This window comes from Pseudomonas sp. GZD-222 (assembly GCF_049310525.1).
Classification (GTDB): Bacteria; Pseudomonadota; Gammaproteobacteria; order Pseudomonadales; family Pseudomonadaceae; genus Aquipseudomonas.
The window spans coordinates 1-18,978 of the sequence record NZ_JBMOWO010000088.1; the positions used below are offsets into that span (position 1 = coordinate 1).

An 18,978-nucleotide genomic window follows, 5' to 3' on the forward strand; every position below is an offset into this window, starting at 1 on the left:
GCATCGCGGGGCAAGCCCGCTCCCACAGGTCCGGTGGGAGCGGGCTTGCCCCGCGATGAGGCTTAAAGCCCTTTGAGCAAATCCGCCATATCGTCAGCGTGCTCTTCTTCCTGGGCCAGGATGTCTTCGAAGATGCGCCGGGTGGTCGGGTCGGATTCGCCGATGTACTGGATGATCTCACGGTAGCTGTCGATGGCGATCCGTTCGGCCACCAGGTCTTCGAGCACCATTTCCTTGAGATTCTTGCCCGCCACGTACTGGGCGTGGGAGTTCTTGCTCAGGTTGTCCGGGTTCAGGTCCGGCTCACCGCCCAACTGCACGATGCGCTCGGCCAGTTTGTCGGCATGCTCCAGTTCCTGGGTGGCATGTTCGAGAAACTCCTCGGCAGCGACACTGGCCTTGATCCCGCTGGCCATGTAGTAGTGGCGTTTGTAGCGCAGGGCGCAGACCCACTCAGTGGCCAGCGACTCGTTGAGCAGGCGCAGGATTTTCTCCCGGTCGGCGTTGTAGCCCTCGGTCACGGCGCCTTGCTCGACATGCTGGCGGGCGCGTTCACGCAGGGTTTTCACATCGGTCAGTTCAACGGTGCTCATTGTCATCTCCAGGCTGATCACGGGATGTCGTCATTAGCGCGCTAGACGCCGGCTTTGGCCTTCTCGACGGCCTTTTCGTCGGTCAGGCGCTGTGCACAGGTCTTGAAACCCTTGTCATCGACATGGCCGGTGGCGTCGAAACGCACGTAGTAGGCCTGCTGATGACCATCGCGGTTGAGGATGTAGTTGTTGCAGGTACCGCCGTGAGGCAGGTCGATGACCGTGGACGGACTTCCGCCGATAGCGATCACGCGCTGCATGGTCATGCCGTTTTCGACCTGCTTGACCAGTGGCTCGTCGCGGTAGGTGACGTAATCAACCGGATTCTCCGGGCGGCTGCCGCAGGCGCTGAGGGCGGCGGTGGCCAGGAGGATTGCCAGGGTTTGTCGGTACATGGTCCAGCTCCTTGCTGAGGGTCTACAGGGTTGGAACCTCAGAGAACGCCGGGAGTTCGATTGCGATTGCCATCGTAGTGCCTGTAGTGTTGGGCGACTGTCCACGGATTGGGGATCGCAGCCATGGCCCACGGGCTTGCCACACGTTATCCACTGGTGCTGGTGCCGGGTATGCTCGGCTTTGTCCGCCTGCTGCTTTATCCCTACTGGTTCGGCATTGTCTCGGCTTTGCGCCGCGGCGGCGCCAGGGTCTTTGCCATTCAGGTGTCGCCGCTCAACGCCACCGAGGTGCGTGGCGAGCAGTTGCTACAGATCATCGAAGACATCCGCCGCCGCACCGGTGCCGACAAGGTCAACCTGCTCGGCCACAGCCAGGGCGCCCTGACGGCGCGCTATGCCGCAGCCAAACGGCCGGAATGGGTGGCCTCGGTGACTTCGATTGCCGGGCCCAATCATGGCTCGGAGCTGGCCGACTACCTGCTGGCGCATTACCCCGCCGACTCCGCCCGCGGGCGTTTGCTCAAGGCCTTGCTGCATGGCTTGGGGGTGTTGATGGGCTGGCTGGAAACCGGCTGGCGCGGGCCAAAGCTGCCTATCGACGTGCACGCCTCGCACCATTCGCTGACCTGTGCCGGTGTCGCCTTGTTCAATCAGGCTTATCCACAGGGCTTGCCCATTACCTGGGGCGGGGAGGGTCCCGCTGAAGTCAACGGCGTGCGCTATTACTCGTGGTCCGGCACCCTGCAGCCAGGTTTGACTGACAAAGGGCTGAACCGCCTGGATGGCAGCAATCGCTTCTGTCGTCTGTTTGCCCGCAGCTTCGTCCGTGAGGCGGGGCAGTGCGATGGCATGGTCGGTCGCTACAGCTCGCACCTGGGCCAGGTGATCGGCGATGACTATCCGCTCGACCACCTGGATATCGTCAATCAGTCACTCGGTGCAGTAGGCAAGGGCGCTGATCCGGTGCGCCTGTTCACCGAGCATGCGGTACGGCTCAAGGCTGCGGGGCTGTAGTCGGAACTGGACGCAGGGGTGTTTTCCAGCGTTCGGCAAGGATTACTCCGGCGAGGGTCAGCAGGCCGCCGAACAGGTGATACAGGGCCAGTTGTTCATCCAGTACCAGGGCGGCGATTACCGCCGTGATTGCAGGCAACAGGTTGAAAAACAGCGTTGTACGGCTTGGCCCCAGGCGGCTGACGGCTTGCATCCAGGCCAGCGGCGCGACCATCGAGGCCAGCACGCAGGCGTATAGCACCAGGCCGATATTGCCCAGGCCAAGGCCGGTCTTGTCCGAGAACAGGAACAAGGGGAACAGCACCACAATCGCCACCAGCACCTGCAGATACAGCAGGAGCAGGGGAGGCAGGCGCAGCTGCCACTTTTTCAGCAAGGTGCTGTAGAGCGCATAGGCCAGGGTGGCGATCAGCATCATGGCATCGCCGCCATTGACGCCATGGTGCAGCAAGGCGCCGAGGTCACCGGCCGACACCACCACAAGCACACCGATAAAGGACACCACTGCGCCGATCAGCGCGCCGAAGGTCAGGCGCTGGCCCAGGCTGATGATGGCCAGCGCCAGGGACATCAAGGGCATCAGCGAGAGGATGATGCCCATGTTGGTGGCGCTGGTAATGGCCGCGGCGAAGTAGGCCAGGCTCTGGTAAACCGCCATGCCCAAGACGCCCAGCACAAAGATCTTGCCCAGGTTGCGGCGGATCTCGGCCCAGTTGCGCAGCAACGGGCGCAGCAGGAACGGGGTGAACAACAGACCGGCCAGCAGCCAGCGATAGAAACCGATCTCGGCGGGGAAAATCGCCCCGGCCGACATTTTGGTGACTACCGTATTGCCGGCCCAGATCAGAATGGCCAGCAGGGGAAACGCATAATTCATGACGCAGGAACTCGTGTAGGTACAGGGCGCCATTATCCGCCTGTCTGTCTTGTTGGCTATACTTGTATCCAGACAACCTACCCATTGATCCAGACAGCATGTCGCGCAAATACGTCAACATCCCGCAATTCGCCACCTTGCCGGCGCCGGTGTACTTCCGCTACGACGAGTTTGGCGCCGACACCCACAGCCCCGCCCACCGGCATGCCTGGGGCCAGCTCAACTATGCTTCCCACGGCATCATGCACCTGGAAATCGACGGCCAGCGCTTTGTCTCGCCGCCGCACTATGCGGTGTGGGTGCCGCCGGACACCGAGCACAGCTGCTACAACCCGCAGGCCATCGTCTACCGCTCGGTCTACCTGGAGCGTGCCTTGTGCCAGGCATTGCCGGCACAGCCCTGCACCCTGGTGATCAGCGAGATCCTCAAGGCGATCCTCGGTGATTTTGCCCGGCGTGACGTGAGTGTTCCCGAGGACGAAGCCGATCGCCGCCTGGCTCAGGTGCTGGTCGACCAGTTGCGCCAGGCCCAGACCCAGACCTGCTTTCTGCCTTATGCCCGCAGCGCCGGCCTGGATGGCGTACTGCAGGCTTTGCATGCGGCGCCAGCGGACAACCGGCCGTTGGCCGAGTGGGCGGCCAGCGTGCATGTCAGTGAACGCACCCTGGCCCGCCAGTTCCTGCGCGAGCTGGGCATCAGCTTTGGTGAGTGGCGCCTGCGCCTGCGCTTTCTGCGGGCCATCGAAGCACTGGAGCAGAACCTGCCGATCCAGCAGATTGCCTTCGACCTGGGTTACAGCAGCCCCTCGGCGTTCATTGCCATGTTCCAGCGCCATGCGCATTGCACACCTGAGCAATATCGGCGCCAGGCTCGTGCTGCCACTATGCCTGTCCGGTGAAGGCTGGCAGACTGCGCCTTTCCCTGCAGTTGCCCTTTGAGGTTGTATGACCTTTACCCCGCGCCAGATCAAAATGGCCAGTTGGATCATCGTGTTCACCGGCCTGTTGCTGGTGTTGCCACTCAAGCTGTTGCCGAGCCTGCTGGCGGGCTTGCTGGTGTTCGAACTGGTCAACATGCTCACGCCCAAACTGCAGCTGCTGATCGCCGGGGAACGCGCGCGCTGGCTCGCGGTGGCCTTGCTTGGCACGCTGGTGGTCAGCACCCTGACGTTGATATTTGCCGGTGCGATCAGCTTCCTGCTGCACGAGGCAGAAAATCCCGGCGCCTCGCTGGACAAGTTCATGCTCCTGGTCGATCAGGCCCGCGGGCAGTTGCCACCCTTCGTTGACGCCTATCTTCCTGCGAGTGCGGCGGAGTTCAAAGTTGCTATCGGCGAATGGCTCAAGACCCATCTGGGCGAGTTGCAACTGGTCGGCAAGGGCGCGGCGCACATGTTCGTCACCTTGCTGATCGGCATGATCCTCGGGGCCATTGTTGCGCTGCAGCGTCTTCCTGATATTTCCCGGCGCAAGCCGCTGGCGGCTGCGCTGTTCAATCGTCTGGCGCTGCTGGTTCAGGCGTTTCGCAACATCGTTTTTGCGCAGATCAAGATTTCCCTGCTCAACACCTTCTTTACCGGGATCTTCCTGGCCGTGGTGTTGCCGCTGTTCGACGTGCATCTGCCGCTGACCAAGACCCTGATCGTACTGACCTTCCTGCTTGGCTTGCTGCCGGTGATCGGCAACCTGATGTCCAACACCCTGATCACCATCGTCGGCCTGTCGCTGTCGATCTGGGTGGCCATGGCGGCGCTGGGTTATCTGATTGTCATCCACAAGGTCGAGTACTTCCTCAACGCGCGGATTGTCGGCGGGCAGATCAGTGCCAAGTCCTGGGAGCTGCTACTGGCGATGCTGGTGTGTGAGGCGGCGTTTGGCTTGCCGGGGGTGGTGGCGGGGCCGATCTACTATGCCTACCTGAAGAGCGAGCTGCGCCAGGCTGAGCTGGTGTGAAACTAATCGCGGGGTAAGCCGCTCCCACTGGAGATGGTGTGATCTCTGTGGGAGCGGGCTTGCCCCGCGATAGATTCTCAGCCGTACCGCTTACGCGCTTCGATCGCCAAACCGCTGCCGATGCTGCCGAAGATGTTGCCTTCAACATGCCGCGCATTCGGCAACATGGCTGCCACGCTCTGGCGCAGCGCCGGGATACCGCTCGAACCACCGGTGAAGAACACCGTATCAACCTGAGCGACACCGACGCCGGCTTTGCTCAGCAGCTCGCTGACACTGCCACGCACGCGCTCGAGCAGGCTGTCGATAGAGGCTTCGAACAGTGCCCGCGAAAGGTCCACGCTCAGCCCCGGCTGCACGCGCTTGAGGTCGACCAGACGGCTGTCGTTGTGGGTCAGCTCGATTTTGGTTTCTTCCACTTCCATCGCCAGCCAGTGGCCTGCACGCTGTTCGATCAGCTTGAACAGACGGTCGATACCGTCGGTGTCCTCGATGTCGTAGCGCATGCTGCCCAGGGCCAGCTGGGATTTTTGCGAGTACACCGAGTTGATCGTGTGCCAGGTGGCCAGGTTCATGTGGTGGCTGGTCGGCATGAAGGCGCCGCTTTTCATCCGGCTGCCATAGCCGAACAGCGGCATCACGCCCTGCAGGCTCAGTTGTTTGTCGAAGTCGGTCCCGCCGATGTGTACGCCGCCAGTGGCGAGGATGTCATCGTGGCGATCATCGAGCATGTGCCGCTCAGGGGCCAGGCGCACCAGGGAGAAGTCCGAGGTACCACCGCCGATGTCGACGATCAGCACCAGTTCTTCGCCCTGAATGTTCGACTCATAGTCGAAGGCCGCAGCAATCGGTTCGTACTGGAAGGAAACTTCTTTGAAGCCGATCTTGCGTGCCACGTCGGCCAGGGTGTCTTCGGCTTCCTGGTCGGCAGCCTGGTCGTCATCGACGAAATGCACCGGGCGACCCAGCACCACTTCATCGAAGGCGCGGCCAGCGTTGGCCTCGGCGCGCTTTTTCAGCTCGCCGATGAACATCCCCAGCAGATCCTTGAACGGCAGGGCGGTGCCGAGCACGCTGGTGTCGTGCTTGATCAGCTTGGAGCCCAGCAGACTCTTGAGCGAGCGCATCAACCGGCCTTCGTAACCTTCGAGGTATTCGTGCAGGGCCAGGCGACCGTACACCGGGCGGCGCTCCTCGATATTGAAGAACACCACCGACGGCAGGGTGATCTTGCCGTCTTCCAGCGCGATCAACGACTCCACGCCAGGGCGATGCCAGCCGACGGTGGAGTTGGAGGTGCCAAAGTCGATGCCGCAGGCACGGGCCGGGGATGCGTCACTCATGGGATGTACTTCCAGCGGAAAAACGGCCGCGCAGTTTATGCCAGTGGCCAGCAGAATCAAGACCGATTATCTGCTTTACAGCAAACCCAAGGGCACCTTGAAAGGCTATGCTTGACCCCAATCTTCAGAAGCATTGAACAACTTGATGGTGATTCCTTAGATGGACTTCAAAGACTATTACAAGATACTGGGCGTAGAGCCGACTGCGGACGACAAGGCGATCAAGACCGCCTACCGCAAGCTTGCGCGCAAGTATCACCCCGACGTCAGCAAAGAGCGCGACGCCGAGGAAAAATTCAAAGAGGCCAATGAAGCCTACGAGGCCTTGAGCAGCCCGGAAAAACGCGCTGAATACGACGAACTGCGCAAGTATGGTCAGCACGGCCGTCCGTTCCAGGGCCCGCCTGGCTGGGAAAGCCGCAGTTCTGGCGGCTTCGAAGGCGGCGATTTTTCCGACTTCTTCAGCTCGATCTTCGGTGCGCGTGGTGGCAACGGCAATCCTTTTGGCCGCGGCCAGCAACGTAGCAGCGGTCGGCGAGGGCAAGACGTGGAAATGGAACTGGCGATTTTCCTTGAGGAAACCCTGTCGGCGGAATCGAAGCAGATCAGCTTCCAGGTCCCGCAATACAACGCCAGTGGCCAGCGTACCGGCTTCACCACCAAGACCCTGAACGTGAAAATCCCGGCCGGGGTCAGTGATGGCGAGAAAATCCGCCTCAAGGGCCAAGGCGCGCCAGGTATTGGCGGTGGCGCCAATGGTGACCTGTTCCTGACCATTCGCATGGCACCGCATCCGCTGTTCGATGTCGAAGGTCATGACCTGATCATCACCGTGCCACTGGCGCCCTGGGAAGCCGCGCTGGGCACCAAGGTGGCGATGCCGACCCTGACCGGCAAGGTCAACCTGACCATTCGTCCGGACAGCCAGAACGGCCAGCGCCTGCGGATCAAGGGTATGGGCCTGAGCAACAAGCAGGGCCAGCGTGGCGACCTTTACGCGCAGTTGAAAGTGGTAATGCCGAGCCAGTCCGATGCCGCCGCCCGTGAGCTGTGGACCAAGCTGTCGGAGAAGGCCGCGTTCAATCCGAGGACACAATGGAGTAGCTGACCATGAGCAGTACCCTGATCGTTCAACTGGACATGCAGACCCTCTGTCAGGAAGCCGATCTACCGGCGGCCTACGTGATCGAAATCGTCGAACACGGCATTGTCGAGCCTTCCGGGCGAACGCCGGAAGACTGGCTGTTTGACGATCAGGCGCCAGTGCTGGCCAAGCGCGCGGCCAAGCTGCATCACGATCTGCAACTGGAGTGGGAAGGGGTGGCGCTGGCGCTGGAGTTGCTGGAAGAGGTTCAGCAGCTGCGCAGTGAGAACTCGATGCTCAAACAGCGGTTGGGTAGATTTTTGCAGGGCTGAAAAAGCTTCGCGGGGCAAGCCCGCTCCCACAGGGATCACGCAAATCCGGTGGGAGCGGGCTTGCCCCGCGATGAGGCCTTAAAGCAATTTGTAGTACAGCGCCGTCGGCCGATACGTACCATCTGGCCCACAAGCGTAATCCGGAATTTCCCCTGCCTTGGTGTATCCCAACGACCGGTAGAACACCTCCGCGTCCGATCCCGCCTCGGTATCCAGGTACAACAGGCCACGCTGCTTCTGCCGTGCCGACGCTTCCAGCGCCTGCATCAGCTGCTGCCCCAGTCCTCGCCGGCGTGCCTCACTGTGCACCAGCAATTTCTGCACTTCGGCCCGGTTCAGGCCGTTGAGCTTCTGGCATAGCCCCAACTGCACACTGCCCTGCACTTCCTTGTCCTTGCCGACCACCCACAGCAGCAGTTCGCCGCTGACCAGGCGCTGTTTCACTTCATCGAGATAGTTGTTGGCCTGCTGGGCATCGATATCCGCCAGAAAGCCCACCGAGGCGCCGTGTGCTACGGCATCGAGCAACAGCGCCACCAGGCCGTCGCGGTAGTAGGCAAAACCTTCAGCGGTGACACGATTGAGTTGCGCTGCATTCATAAAGCTTCACTCCGTTGAGCGTGGGGGCGCGCCGGGGTTGAGGATCAATTGCATGAAGGTCAGGTCGAGCCAGCGACCGAACTTCACACCCACCTGGGGCATCTGCCCGTTGAGGGTGAAGCCCAGGCGCTCGTGCAAACGGATCGAAGCCGCATTACCGCTCTCGATGGCGGCGACCATGACGTGCTTGTCACAGGCGCGTGCGCGCTCGATAAGGGCCGCCATCAGTTTCGGGCCCAGACCGTTGCCGCGTTGGTCGTTGCGGATATATACCGAGTGCTCGACGGTGTGGCGGAAGCCTTCGAAGGGTCGCCAGTCACCAAAAGAAGCATAGCCGAGCACCTCACTGCCAGCGGCGTCCACGGCCACCAGGATCGGATAGCGTTGGGCCTGGCGGGCGTCGAACCAGGCGTGGCGATTGGCTAGATCAACGGGTTGTTCATTCCAGATCGCCGTGGTGTTGAGTACAGCGTCGTTGTAGATGTCGCGAATGCCCGGCAGATCGGCAGTTACGGCATCACGAATCAGGTAGGTCATGGCAGCGTCTCGAACGTCTACAAAGTGTTACTCAGGTTAAATGGTTACCAGCCCGCGCACACCTTCGGCTTCCATGTTTTCACCGCGTCCGGCCTGGACAATTTCGCCCCGTGACATCACCAGGTACTGGTCGGCCAGCTCGGCGGCAAAGTCGTAGAACTGCTCGACCAGGAGGATGGCCATGTCGCCACGGGCGGCCAGCTTGCTGATGACGGCGCCGATTTCCTTGATTACCGACGGCTGGATGCCTTCGGTTGGCTCGTCGAGGATCAGCAAGCGCGGCTGGCTGGCCAGGGCGCGACCGATTGCCAGTTGCTGTTGCTGGCCACCGGAGAGGTCGCCGCCGCGACGGTGTTTCATCTGCAGCAATACCGGGAAGAGTTCGTAGATGAACGGCGGGACGCTTCTGGCCTGGCTGGCGCTGAAGCGCGACAGGCCCATCAGCAGGTTCTCTTCGACGCTCAGGCGCGGGAAGATCTCCCGGCCCTGTGGTACGTAGGCAATACCGGCTTGCACCCGTTGGTGTGGCTTGAGTGCGGTGATGGCCTGGCCTTCCCAGTGCACGCTGCCTTCACGAGTGGGCAGCAGCCCCATCAGGCAGCGCAGCAGGGTGGTCTTGCCGACGCCATTGCGGCCCAGCAGGCAGGTCACTTCGCCGATCTTGGCCTCGAAAGACAGGCCGCGCAGGATATGGCTGCCGCCGTAGTACTGGTGCAGTGAGTCGATTTTCAGCATGGTCATGTCCTTGTTCGCTTTATCGCGGGGCAAGCCCGCTCCCACAGGCATCACACAAGCCCGGTGGGAGCGGGCTTGCCCCGCGATGCGCCTTAATTACCCTCCGAGATAAACCTCGATCACCCGATCGTCAGCCTGCACCTGTTCGAGCGACCCTTCGGCGAGCACGCTGCCCTGATGCAGCACGGTGACATGGTCGGCAATGCTGCCGACAAAGCCCATGTCGTGCTCGACCACCATCAGCGAATGCTTGCCAGCCAGGCCTTTGAACAGTTCGGCGGTGAACTCGGTTTCCGCGTCAGTCATGCCCGCTACCGGTTCATCGAGCAGCAGCAATTGCGGGTCTTGCATCAGCAGCATGCCGATCTCCAGGAACTGCTTCTGGCCGTGCGAGAGCAAACCCGCCGGACGCTGGGCAGAGGTGCTCAGGCGAATGGTGTGCAGGACTTCTTCGATACGGTCGCGCTGTTCGCCATTCAAGCGTGCGACCAAGCTGGCCAGTACCGACTTGTCAGCCTTCTGCGCCAGCTCGAGGTTCTCGAACACACTCAAGGCCTCGAACACCGTGGGCTTCTGGAACTTGCGCCCGATGCCTGCCTGGGCGATCTGTACTTCGCTCATGCGGGTCAGGTCGAGGGTATCGCCGAACCAGGCCTTGCCGGTGCTGGGGCGGGTCTTGCCAGTGATGACATCCATCAGAGTGGTTTTACCGGCGCCGTTGGGGCCGATGATGCAACGCAATTCGCCCACACCGATGTACAGGTTCAGGGCATTGAGTGCTTTGAAGCCGTCGAAGCTGACGCTGATGTCCTCCAGGGTCAGGACGGTGCCGTGGCGGGCATCCAGGCCTGCGCCGCGCACCTGGCCAAGGCCGATGGCGTCGCGGCCGCTGCCGGCGTCGAGAATCGGTTCGAGCATGAATTCCGGGTGCACCGGTGGCAGTGGTATGGCTCTCATTGCTCCCCCTTTTTCTTCAGCAGGCCGACCACGCCTTTGGGCAGGTACAAAGTGACCACAATGAACAACGCGCCCAGGCAGAACAGCCAGTACTCGGGAAACGCCACGGTGAACCAGCTCTTCATGCCATTGACCAGACCGGCGCCGAGCAACGGGCCGATAAGAGTGCCGCGCCCGCCCAGTGCTACCCAGACAGCGGCTTCGATGGAGTTGGTCGGCGACATTTCGCTTGGGTTGATGATGCCCACCTGCGGTACATACAACGCACCAGCCAGGCCGCAGAGCACGGCGCTGAGTACCCAGACGAAGAGCTTGAATCCACGTGGGTCGTAGCCACAGAACATCAGCCGGTTCTCGGCATCGCGCAGCGCGGTCAGCACCCGGCCGAACTTGCTCCGCGCCAGGCGCCAGCCCAGGTACAGGCTGACCACCAGCAGGGCGACGGTCAGCAGGAACAGCACCGCGCGGGTGCTTTGCGCGGTGATCGGAAAACCGAGAATGCTGCGAAAGTTGGTAAAGCCGTTGTTGCCGCCAAAGCCGGTCTCGTTGCGAAAGAACAAGAGCATGCCGGCGAAGGTCAGGGCCTGGGTCATGATCGAGAAGTACACGCCCTTGATCCGTGAGCGGAAGGCGAAGAAACCGAACACCAACGCCAGCAATCCGGGTGCCAGCACCACCAGGCACAGGGCCCAGGCAAAGTGCTGGGTGCCGGCCCAGTACCAGGGCAGTTCAGTCCACGACAGGAAGGTCATGAACGCCGGCAGGCCGTCGCCCGCTGCCTCGCGCATCAGGTACATGCCCATGGCATAGCCGCCGAGGGCGAAGAACAGCCCGTGGCCCAGCGACAGCAATCCGGCATAGCCCCACACCAGGTCCAGTGCCAGGGCGACAATGGCGTAGCAGAGGATCTTGCCGACCAGGGTCAGGGTATAGGCCGAGACCTGCAGGCCATGGCCGTCGGGTAGCAACGACAGCAACGGCAGGGCCAACAGCACCAGCAGGACAACAGCGGCGGTGGCCAGGGTCCAGCGTGGGCCCGCCTTCTGGCTGGCAGTAACAAGCAGAGGCTGGTTCATCAGTCGATTACCCGTCCCTTGAGGGCGAAGAGGCCTTGCGGGCGTTTCTGGATGAACAGAATGATCAGCGCAAGGATGAGGATCTTGCCGAGCACCGCACCGATCTGCGGCTCCAGCAGTTTGTTGGCGATCCCTAATCCGAAGGCGGCCCAGAGGCTGCCTGCGAGTTGCCCGACACCGCCGAGCACCACCACCAGGAAGGAATCGATGATGTAGCTCTGACCCAGGTCCGGGCCGACGTTGCCGATCTGGCTCAGGGCCACGCCGCCGAGCCCGGCGATGCCCGACCCGAGGCCAAAGGCGAGCATGTCCACGCGCCCGGTGGGCACGCCACAGCAGGCGGCCATGTTGCGGTTCTGGGTGACGGCACGCACGTTCAGACCCAGGCGCGTGCGGTTGAGCAGCAGCCAGGTCAGCAGCACCACGAACAGGGCGAAGCCGATGATCACCATGCGGCTGTAGGGCAGGACCAGGTTGGGCAGCACCTGGACGCCACCGGAGAGCCAGGCCGGGTTGGCCACTTCAACGTTCTGCGCGCCAAACAGCAGGCGGATGGCCTGGATCAGGATCAGACTGATGCCCCAAGTTGCCAGCAGGGTTTCCAGCGGGCGGCCATACAGGTGACGGATCACCGTGCGCTCCAGGAGCATGCCGACCCCGGCACTGACGGTGAAGGCCACCGGCAGCGCAATCAGTGGATAGAATTCGATGGCGCCGGGTGCGTAGCGCTGGATCAGGATCTGTACGACATAGGTGGCGTAGGCCCCGAGCATCAGCATCTCGCCATGGGCCATGTTGATCACCCCGAGCAGGCCGAAGGTGATTGCCAGACCCAGAGCGGCCAACAGCAGGATCGAACCCAGCGACAGGCCACTGAAGGCCTGGCCGAGCAGTTCACCGACCAGCAGCTTGCGCTTGACCTGGGCCAGGCTGGTTTCGGCGGCGGTGCGTACATTGGCATCGGTTTCCACGCCGGGTTCGAGCAGCGACTCGAGGCGGGTGCGGGCCATCGGGTCACCGGTTTCGCCGAGCAGGCGCACGGCGGCCAGGCGTACCGCCGGGTCCGAGGCTGCCAGTTGCAGGTTGGCCAGGGCCAGGCCGAGGGCCGCGTGCACCGCTGTATCGGATTCGCTGGCGAAGCGCCGGTCGAGAAAAGCGACTTGCGGCGGCTGGGCGCTTTTTTGTAGTTGCTGAGCGGCGGCGAGGCGCAGTTTGGCGTCAGTGCTGAGCAGTTGATGGCTGGCCAGGGCGTTATCGACGAGCCCGCGCAGACGATTGTTCAGGCGCAGCTTGCGGGTGTCGGTGGCGCTGAGGCGGCCTTGTTGCAGGGCGTTCAGCAGTTCCAGGCGGGCCGGGTCTGGTCGTGCTGCCCAGTCCTGAAGCAGGCGGGCCTGCTCGTTGGCCTTGGCGGCGATGAAGTAGTCGGCGTCGCTGGCCTGGGCAGCCAGGGGCAGCAAGAGGAGGAGGGTGAGCAGGCGTCTGAGCATGCGGGTAATCCTGGAGGTCGGCGGTGGATTCATCGCGGATAAATCCGCTTCTACAATCCGTAGGAGCGGATTTATCCGCGATAGGGCCGCATAGCGGCCCCAATGCACTCAGTTACCTTTCACTGCATAGTCCGGCCGCTTGTCATTACCCGGAATGAACGGGCTCCACGGCTGCGCCCGCAACGGCTCTTCGGTCTGCCAGACCACGTTGAACTGCCCGTCGTCCTGGATCTCGCCGATCATCACCGGCTTGTGCAGGTGGTGGTTGGTCTTGTCCATGGTCAGGGTGAAGCCCGAGGGCGCCTTGAAGGTTTGCCCGGCCAGGGCCTCGCGGACCTTGTCGACATCAGTGGAGTTAGCTTTCTCCACCGCCTGGGCCCACATGTGGATACCGACGTAGGTGGCTTCCATCGGGTCGTTGGTTACCGCCTTGTCGGCGCCCGGCAGGTTCTTGGCCTTGGCGTAGGCTTTCCAGTCCGCTACGAACTGGCTGTTGACCGGGTTCTCCACCGATTCGAAGTAGTTCCATGCCGCCAGGTGCCCCACCAGCGGCTTGGTATCGATCCCGCGCAGTTCTTCTTCACCCACGGAGAAGGCCACCACAGGCACGTCGGTGGCTTTCAGGCCCTGGTTGGCCAGTTCCTTGTAGAACGGCACATTGGAGTCGCCGTTGACTGTGGAGATCACCGCGGTCTTGCCGCCCGCCGAGAATTTCTTGATGTTGGCGACGATGGTTTGGTAATCGCTATGGCCAAACGGGGTGTAGACCTCTTCGATGTCTTTGTCGGCCACGCCCTTGCTGTGCAGGAAGGTGCGCAGGATTTTGTTGGTGGTGCGTGGATAGACGTAGTCGGTGCCGAGCAGGAAGTAGCGCTTGGCCGCGCCGCCTTCTTCGCTCATCAGGTACTCCACCGCCGGGATCGCCTGCTGGTTCGGCGCGGCGCCGGTGTAGAAGACATTCGGCGACATTTCTTCGCCTTCATACTGCACCGGGTAGAACAGCAGGCCGTTGAGTTCCTCGAACACCGGCAGCACCGATTTGCGCGATACCGAGGTCCAGCAACCGAACACCACCGCGACCTTGTCCTGGGTCAGCAACTGCCGGCCTTTTTCGGCGAACAGCGGCCAGTTCGACGCCGGGTCGACCACCACCGGCTCCAGCAGCTTGCCGTTGACGCCACCCTTGGCGTTGATCTGCTCGATGGTCATCAAGGCCATGTCCTTGAGCGACGTCTCGGAAATCGCCATGGTCCCGGACAGCGAATGCAGGATGCCGACCTTGATGGTCTCGGCGGCCTGAATGCTCCAGCTAAGGCCGATCGCCGCGATGGACGCGCTGAGGGTGAAGGCCTTGATCAGACTGCGACGCTTCATAGTGCTCTCTCCGTTGAGTTCGAATGTGCGGGTAAGGCAGATGGCGACTTCGGGAGAGAGCTTTAGCAAAGGCTGTGCCGGAACCGCCGATGGCTCTGGCACGGGCATTGAGGGGCGGGGAGACGAATACTTGCACCGGCCTGGGGCTGAACGGGGGAGGCGGTGCAGCCGGTTGCGCCGCGCTGGTGCGCAACCGGCTGGGGGTCAGTTCTGCTGGGTCGCCAACGCTTGGCGATTGCGCCGCACGAACTGATAGGTCACAGCCAGCAGCAAGAACCACAGCGGCGTGACGATCAACGCCTGACGGGTGTCGCTCTCCAGGCTCAGCAGCACCAGGATGAAGGCGAAGAAGGTCAGGCACACGTAGCACATCAAGCGTCCACCGGGCATCTTGTACTTCGACGCCTGATGCAGGGCCGAACGGTTTTTGCGGAAGCTCAGGTACGACAGCAGGATCAGGGTCCAGACGAACATGAACAGGATTGCCGAGACTGTGGTCACCAGGGTGAAGGCTTCGATCAGGTCAGGAATCACGTACATCAGCGCCGCTCCCAGCAACAGGCAGGTGCAGGAGAAGTACAGGCCGTTGGCCGGTACCTTGCGGCTGGACAGGTGCTCGAAGCTGCGTGGAGCATCGCCTTGCTGGGCCAGACCGAACAGCATGCGGCTGGTGGAGAACACACCGCTGTTGGCCGAGGACGCCGCCGAGGTCAGGACCACGAAGTTGATGATGCTCGCCGCTGCAGGCAGTCCCGCCAGCACGAACAGTTCAACGAACGGGCTCTTGCCCGGCACCACGTCACGCCATGGTGTCACCACCATGATGGTGATCAGCGCCAGCACGTAGAAGATGATGATCCGCACCGGAATCGAGTTGATCGCGCGCGGCAGGGTGCGCTCGGGGTTCTTCGCTTCGGCGGCGGTGGTACCCACCAGCTCGATACCGACGAAGGCAAACACGGCAATCTGGAAACCGGCGAAGAAGCCCATCAGACCATGGGGGAACATGCCGTCATCGTTCCACAGGTTGGCCAGGTTGGCGGTACGTCCGGCTGGCGATTCGAAGCCGACCAGGACCATGTACAGGCCGGTGCCGACCAGGGCGAGAATGGCAACGATCTTGATCATGGCGAACCAGAACTCGATCTCACCGAACATCTTCACCGTGATCAGGTTCAGCGACAGCAGCAGGCCGACACAGGCCAGCGCCGGCGCCCACTGCGGCAGGTCGGGAAACCAGAACTGTGAGTAGGCGGATATGGCAATGACGTCGGCAATACCGGTGATGATCCAGCAGAACCAGTAGGTCCAGCCGGTGAAATAGCCCGCCCAGGGACCGAGCAGGTCAGCGGAGAAATCGATGAACGACTTGTATTCCAGGTTCGACAGCAGCAGTTCACCCATGGCGCGCATGACGAAGAACAGCATGAAGCCGATGATCATGTAGACGAAGATGATCGACGGGCCGGCGAGGCTGATGGTCTTGCCCGAGCCCATGAACAGCCCGGTACCGATGGCGCCACCGATGGCGATCAGCTGGATATGGCGGTTGGACAGGCTGCGTTCGAGGTGTTCGTGTTCGTCAGGCGTGGGGTGTTGCGGGGACAGGTTCGCGGTCATAGGCTAGGCATTCCGTTCAGTACAATTCTCTTGTGCGCGTTAGGCTAACACGCGCCTTCCTGGCGCAACCGCGACAATACGTCTCAAGACCAAAGCGTGGTTGACGGTGATCAACGCTTGCGCATCAAGCCAATAAAGAACAGACCGCCGATGGCTGCGGTGGCGATACCGATGGGTAGGTCCTCCGGCGAAATCAGCGTGCGTGCGGCAACATCGACCCAGATCAGGAACAGGCTGCCGAGCAGCAGGCACACCGGCAGCAGACGCGTGTGTTCGGCGCCGACCAGGCGCCGGGCAATGTGCGGCACCATCAGGCCGACAAAGCCGATCGAGCCACTGATCGCCACCAGCACGCCGGTCAGCAGCGAGCAGATCAGGAACGCCACCAGGCGCACCGAGCGCGCATTCAAACCGAGGGTCACCGCCGTTTGCTCGCCAGCCATCAGCGCGTTCAGCGCACGGGCCATGCCCAGCAACAGGGTCAGGCCCAGCAGCACACTGATGGCCGGGATCGGCAGCAGCTCCCAGCGCGCCAGGCCCAGGCCGCCAAGCATCCAGAACATCACTGCGGAGCTGGCCCGGTGGTCGCCGAGAAACAGCAACAGGTTGGCGATGGCCATCATCACAAAAGCCACTGCCACGCCGCACAGCAGCAAGCGGTCGCTGTCCAGGCGGCCGTGACGGCTGGCAATCGCCAGCACCAGCAGCATGCTGCACAGGGCGCCGATAAAGGCTGCCAGCGGCAAGGTCAGCACACCGAGGACTTCACCAATGTGCAGCACCACCAGCACCGCCCCGAGTGTGGCACCGGAGGTTACGCCGAGCAGGTGTGGGTCGGCCAGGGGGTTGCGCGTCGTTGCCTGCAACACTGCACCGATCATTGCCAGGCCACCACCGACCAGTGCCGCGAGGAGCATGCGCGGTACGCGGATAAGCCAGACGATATGTTCCTGGCCGGTGGTCCAGGCGGGGGCTTCGGGCGCAATGCCGAAGACCTTGAACAACAGCACCCGCCATACCACCTCGACCGGCACCGGTGCGGCACCAAAACCCAGGGACACCACGCAGGACACCAGCAGCAGGCCGATCAGCCCGAGCAACAGCAGGCGATAGCGACTCATGTGTCGTGCAGGCCGGCGGCGATGGCTTCGATGGCCTCGACGTTTTCCAGGCTCGGCGTGGCGCCGACGTAGGGAATGACCACAAAACGTTTGTTACGGATTGCCGTCACCGATTGCAGGGCCGGGTGCTGTTCGAGGAATGCCTGCTTCTGCGCGGCGCTGATTTCGCCGTAGTCGACGATGACAATCACTTCAGGGTTGCGCTCGACTACGCTCTCCCAGTTCACCCGGGTCCAGCTCGCTTCGATATCGTCCAGCACGTTGCGGCCACCGGCGGCGTCGATCAGCGCTTGCGGCATGCCCAGGCGCCCGGAGGTCATGGCCCGGTCTTCACCGCTGTCATACAGGAACACCCGTGGACGCTGTGCAGGCAGGTGATGCTGCACGACGGCGATGCGCTGCTGCATCTGGCCGATCAACTGCTCGGCACGGTCCTGCACATCGAAGATCCTGCCCAGGTTGCGCAGGTCGTTGTAGGTGTCGTCGAGGCTGGCCGCCGGGCGCTTCATGACGAAGGCACAGGATTCGGTCAGCTCGTACACCGGGATGTCCAGCGGCGCCAGGGTCTGTGGAGTCAAGTCGCCACCGACGCGCATGCCGTAGTCCCAACCGGCGAAGAAGAAGTCGACATTGGCGTTGAGCAGGGTTTCCACCGAAGGGTACTTGCTGGCCAGCTCCGGCAGGCCCTCGAGTTCTTTGCGCAGCTCCGGGGTGACTGCCTTCCAGCCACTGACACCGCTGTAGCCGACCATGCGCTGGCGCAGGCCAAGGGCGAGCATCATCTGGGTCATGTTGATGTCATGGCTCAGGGCGTGCTCCGGGGCCTTGTTGAAGGTCACCTGGCGGTTGCAGCTCTGAATGGTCAACGGGTACCGGGTCGCCTGGGCGAAGGCACTGCTGCTGGCGAGCAGGCCCAGCAGCATAAGCAGGGAAGTACGAATCATCGCTGGGTTATCCAGGTAAGGCGTGGGTGGTCGGCGAGGGGGTGACGGTCGATCAGCGCCTGTACGCCAAAGACATCCTGCAACAGCTCGGTGGTGAGCACCTCGCTTGGCGTTCCACTGGCGACGATACGTCCGTGGTCGAGCACATACAGGCGATCGCAGAACGCTGCGGCGAGGTTCAGGTCATGGATGCTTGCCAGGGTCCCGATACCCAGGCGGCGCACCTGCTGCAACAGCTCCAGCTGGTAGCGCGGATCGAGGTGGTTGGTCGGCTCGTCGAGGATCAACAGCTGCGGTTGTTGAACCAGCGCCCGGGCGAGGATTACCCGCTGTTTTTCACCGCCCGACAGGCTGGCAAAACTGTGGTCGTCGAAACCCTCCAGGCCGACCGCCTGCAGTGCTGATTTGACCAGGCGACGGTCTTCGTCGTTGTCGCCATCGAACAGGCCTTTGTGCGGGGTACGGCCCATGGCGACGACTTCCTCGACGTTGAGGCCGAAGGCATCGGGAAACTCCTGCAGGACTACGGCGATACGCTGGGCACACCAACGCGGTGATTGCCGCCACACGTCGTGCTCATCCAGACGCACCAGGCCGCGCTCAGGCTTGTTGAAGCGATAAGCGCAGCGCAGCAGGCTGGTTTTACCGCTGCCGTTGGGGCCGATCAGGCCGACGAACTCCCCCGCCCTGACCTGCAGGTCGACCGCGCGCAGCTGGAACTGGTGATGACAATGGCCGTGGCCCAGGGGCGACCAGTGCAGGTCGCTGATACTCAGGGTACTCATGACAGTCCTGTCGAAAGCGGGCGCGTATGTTAGCAGCTGCCTGTGCAGGGGGGGCAGTCTGTGGGCGCGGGGGGGGGGGGGGGGGGGGGGGGGGGGGGGGAGGAGGGGGAAGGGGGGGGGGCAAAGACGAGAAGCGAGAAGGAGAGGAGAG

The 18,978-nt window shown here is 62.4% G+C and carries 20 protein-coding genes; 5 read left to right on the forward strand and 15 right to left on the reverse strand.

Going from position 1 to position 18,978, the window contains the following annotated elements; translation table 11 throughout:
- Positions 1–62: 62 nt before the first annotated feature.
- Together ACO6VD_RS17060 and osmE are read right to left on the reverse strand one after the other, a co-directional pair.
- Complete coding sequence (locus ACO6VD_RS17060) at positions 63–593, reverse strand: ferritin-like domain-containing protein (protein ID WP_400172227.1); 531 nt, start codon at positions 591–593, stop codon at positions 63–65.
- 41 nt (positions 594–634) lie between these two features.
- A complete protein-coding gene (osmE, locus tag ACO6VD_RS17065) occupies positions 635–988 on the reverse strand; it encodes an osmotically-inducible lipoprotein OsmE (protein ID WP_422420757.1) in 354 nt (117 codons plus the stop codon).
- Between the two features lie 123 nt (positions 989–1,111).
- Between osmE and ACO6VD_RS17070 the strand changes: the two genes are divergently transcribed.
- A complete protein-coding gene (locus ACO6VD_RS17070; RefSeq protein WP_422420759.1) occupies positions 1,112–2,002 on the forward strand; it encodes a lipase family alpha/beta hydrolase in 891 nt (296 codons plus the stop codon).
- Here ACO6VD_RS17070 and ACO6VD_RS17075 read toward each other — a convergent pair.
- Positions 1,983–2,879 (reverse strand): DMT family transporter, encoded by an 897-nt coding sequence (locus tag ACO6VD_RS17075; protein ID WP_400172224.1) that lies wholly within the window; start codon positions 2,877–2,879, stop codon positions 1,983–1,985. The genes ACO6VD_RS17070 and ACO6VD_RS17075 overlap by 20 nt on opposite strands.
- Positions 2,880–2,977: 98 nt before the next feature.
- On the opposite strand from ACO6VD_RS17075, the gene ACO6VD_RS17080 reads away from it, so the two are divergent.
- Both ACO6VD_RS17080 and ACO6VD_RS17085 read left to right on the forward strand, forming a co-directional pair.
- A complete protein-coding gene (locus tag ACO6VD_RS17080; protein ID WP_422420761.1) occupies positions 2,978–3,778 on the forward strand; it encodes an AraC family transcriptional regulator in 801 nt (266 codons plus the stop codon).
- 46 nt (positions 3,779–3,824) lie between these two features.
- Positions 3,825–4,832, forward strand: a complete 1,008-nt coding sequence (locus ACO6VD_RS17085) for an AI-2E family transporter (RefSeq protein ID WP_400172222.1) — start codon at positions 3,825–3,827, stop codon at positions 4,830–4,832.
- 77 nt (positions 4,833–4,909) lie between these two features.
- Here the strand turns inward: ACO6VD_RS17085 and ACO6VD_RS17090 are convergent, their stop codons facing one another.
- Positions 4,910–6,175 (reverse strand): Hsp70 family protein, encoded by a 1,266-nt coding sequence (locus ACO6VD_RS17090; protein ID WP_400172221.1) that lies wholly within the window; start codon positions 6,173–6,175, stop codon positions 4,910–4,912.
- Between the two features lie 160 nt (positions 6,176–6,335).
- Between ACO6VD_RS17090 and cbpA the strand changes: the two genes are divergently transcribed.
- The gene (cbpA, locus tag ACO6VD_RS17095; protein WP_422420763.1) at positions 6,336–7,283 is read left to right on the forward strand and encodes a curved DNA-binding protein; all 948 of its coding nucleotides are present in this window, start codon (positions 6,336–6,338) and stop codon (positions 7,281–7,283) included.
- Between the two features lie 2 nt (positions 7,284–7,285).
- Positions 7,286–7,591 (forward strand): chaperone modulator CbpM, encoded by a 306-nt coding sequence (locus tag ACO6VD_RS17100; RefSeq protein ID WP_422420765.1) that lies wholly within the window; start codon positions 7,286–7,288, stop codon positions 7,589–7,591.
- A 78-nt stretch (positions 7,592–7,669) separates the two neighbouring features.
- Here ACO6VD_RS17100 and ACO6VD_RS17105 read toward each other — a convergent pair whose 3' ends face one another.
- The 11 genes from ACO6VD_RS17105 to ACO6VD_RS17155 all read right to left on the reverse strand — a co-directional run bounded on the left by ACO6VD_RS17105 (position 7,670) and on the right by ACO6VD_RS17155 (position 18,827).
- Positions 7,670–8,191 carry a GNAT family N-acetyltransferase gene (locus ACO6VD_RS17105; protein WP_422420767.1) on the reverse strand — a complete coding sequence of 174 codons (522 nt, stop codon included), beginning with the start codon at positions 8,189–8,191 and terminating at the stop codon, positions 7,670–7,672.
- Positions 8,192–8,197: 6 nt separating this feature from the next.
- Positions 8,198–8,728, reverse strand: a complete 531-nt coding sequence (locus tag ACO6VD_RS17110) for a GNAT family N-acetyltransferase (protein WP_422420769.1) — start codon at positions 8,726–8,728, stop codon at positions 8,198–8,200.
- A gap of 36 nt (positions 8,729–8,764) precedes the next feature.
- Positions 8,765–9,463 (reverse strand): urea ABC transporter ATP-binding subunit UrtE, encoded by a 699-nt coding sequence (gene urtE, locus ACO6VD_RS17115; protein WP_422420771.1) that lies wholly within the window; start codon positions 9,461–9,463, stop codon positions 8,765–8,767.
- 96 nt (positions 9,464–9,559) lie between these two features.
- Positions 9,560–10,381 carry an urea ABC transporter ATP-binding protein UrtD gene (gene urtD, locus ACO6VD_RS17120; protein ID WP_422420783.1) on the reverse strand — a complete coding sequence of 274 codons (822 nt, stop codon included), beginning with the start codon at positions 10,379–10,381 and terminating at the stop codon, positions 9,560–9,562.
- 35 nt (positions 10,382–10,416) lie between these two features.
- The gene (gene urtC, locus ACO6VD_RS17125) at positions 10,417–11,496 is read right to left on the reverse strand and encodes an urea ABC transporter permease subunit UrtC (RefSeq protein WP_400172215.1); all 1,080 of its coding nucleotides are present in this window, start codon (positions 11,494–11,496) and stop codon (positions 10,417–10,419) included.
- On the reverse strand, positions 11,496–13,016 hold the full coding sequence (urtB, locus tag ACO6VD_RS17130; RefSeq protein ID WP_422420773.1) for an urea ABC transporter permease subunit UrtB: 1,521 nt from the start codon (positions 13,014–13,016) through the stop codon (positions 11,496–11,498). The genes urtC and urtB overlap by 1 nt, the downstream gene beginning before the upstream one ends.
- Positions 13,017–13,091: 75 nt before the next feature.
- Positions 13,092–14,357, reverse strand: a complete 1,266-nt coding sequence (urtA, locus tag ACO6VD_RS17135; RefSeq protein ID WP_422420775.1) for an urea ABC transporter substrate-binding protein — start codon at positions 14,355–14,357, stop codon at positions 13,092–13,094.
- 204 nt (positions 14,358–14,561) lie between these two features.
- Positions 14,562–15,977 (reverse strand): D-serine/D-alanine/glycine transporter, encoded by a 1,416-nt coding sequence (gene cycA, locus ACO6VD_RS17140; RefSeq protein ID WP_191830746.1) that lies wholly within the window; start codon positions 15,975–15,977, stop codon positions 14,562–14,564.
- Positions 15,978–16,087: 110 nt separating this feature from the next.
- A complete protein-coding gene (locus tag ACO6VD_RS17145; RefSeq protein ID WP_422420777.1) occupies positions 16,088–17,098 on the reverse strand; it encodes a FecCD family ABC transporter permease in 1,011 nt (336 codons plus the stop codon).
- A complete protein-coding gene (locus ACO6VD_RS17150) occupies positions 17,095–18,042 on the reverse strand; it encodes an ABC transporter substrate-binding protein (RefSeq protein WP_422420779.1) in 948 nt (315 codons plus the stop codon). The genes ACO6VD_RS17145 and ACO6VD_RS17150 overlap by 4 nt, the downstream gene beginning before the upstream one ends.
- Positions 18,039–18,827 carry an ABC transporter ATP-binding protein gene (locus tag ACO6VD_RS17155; RefSeq protein ID WP_422420781.1) on the reverse strand — a complete coding sequence of 263 codons (789 nt, stop codon included), beginning with the start codon at positions 18,825–18,827 and terminating at the stop codon, positions 18,039–18,041. The genes ACO6VD_RS17150 and ACO6VD_RS17155 overlap by 4 nt, the downstream gene beginning before the upstream one ends.
- Positions 18,828–18,978 lie beyond the last annotated feature (151 nt).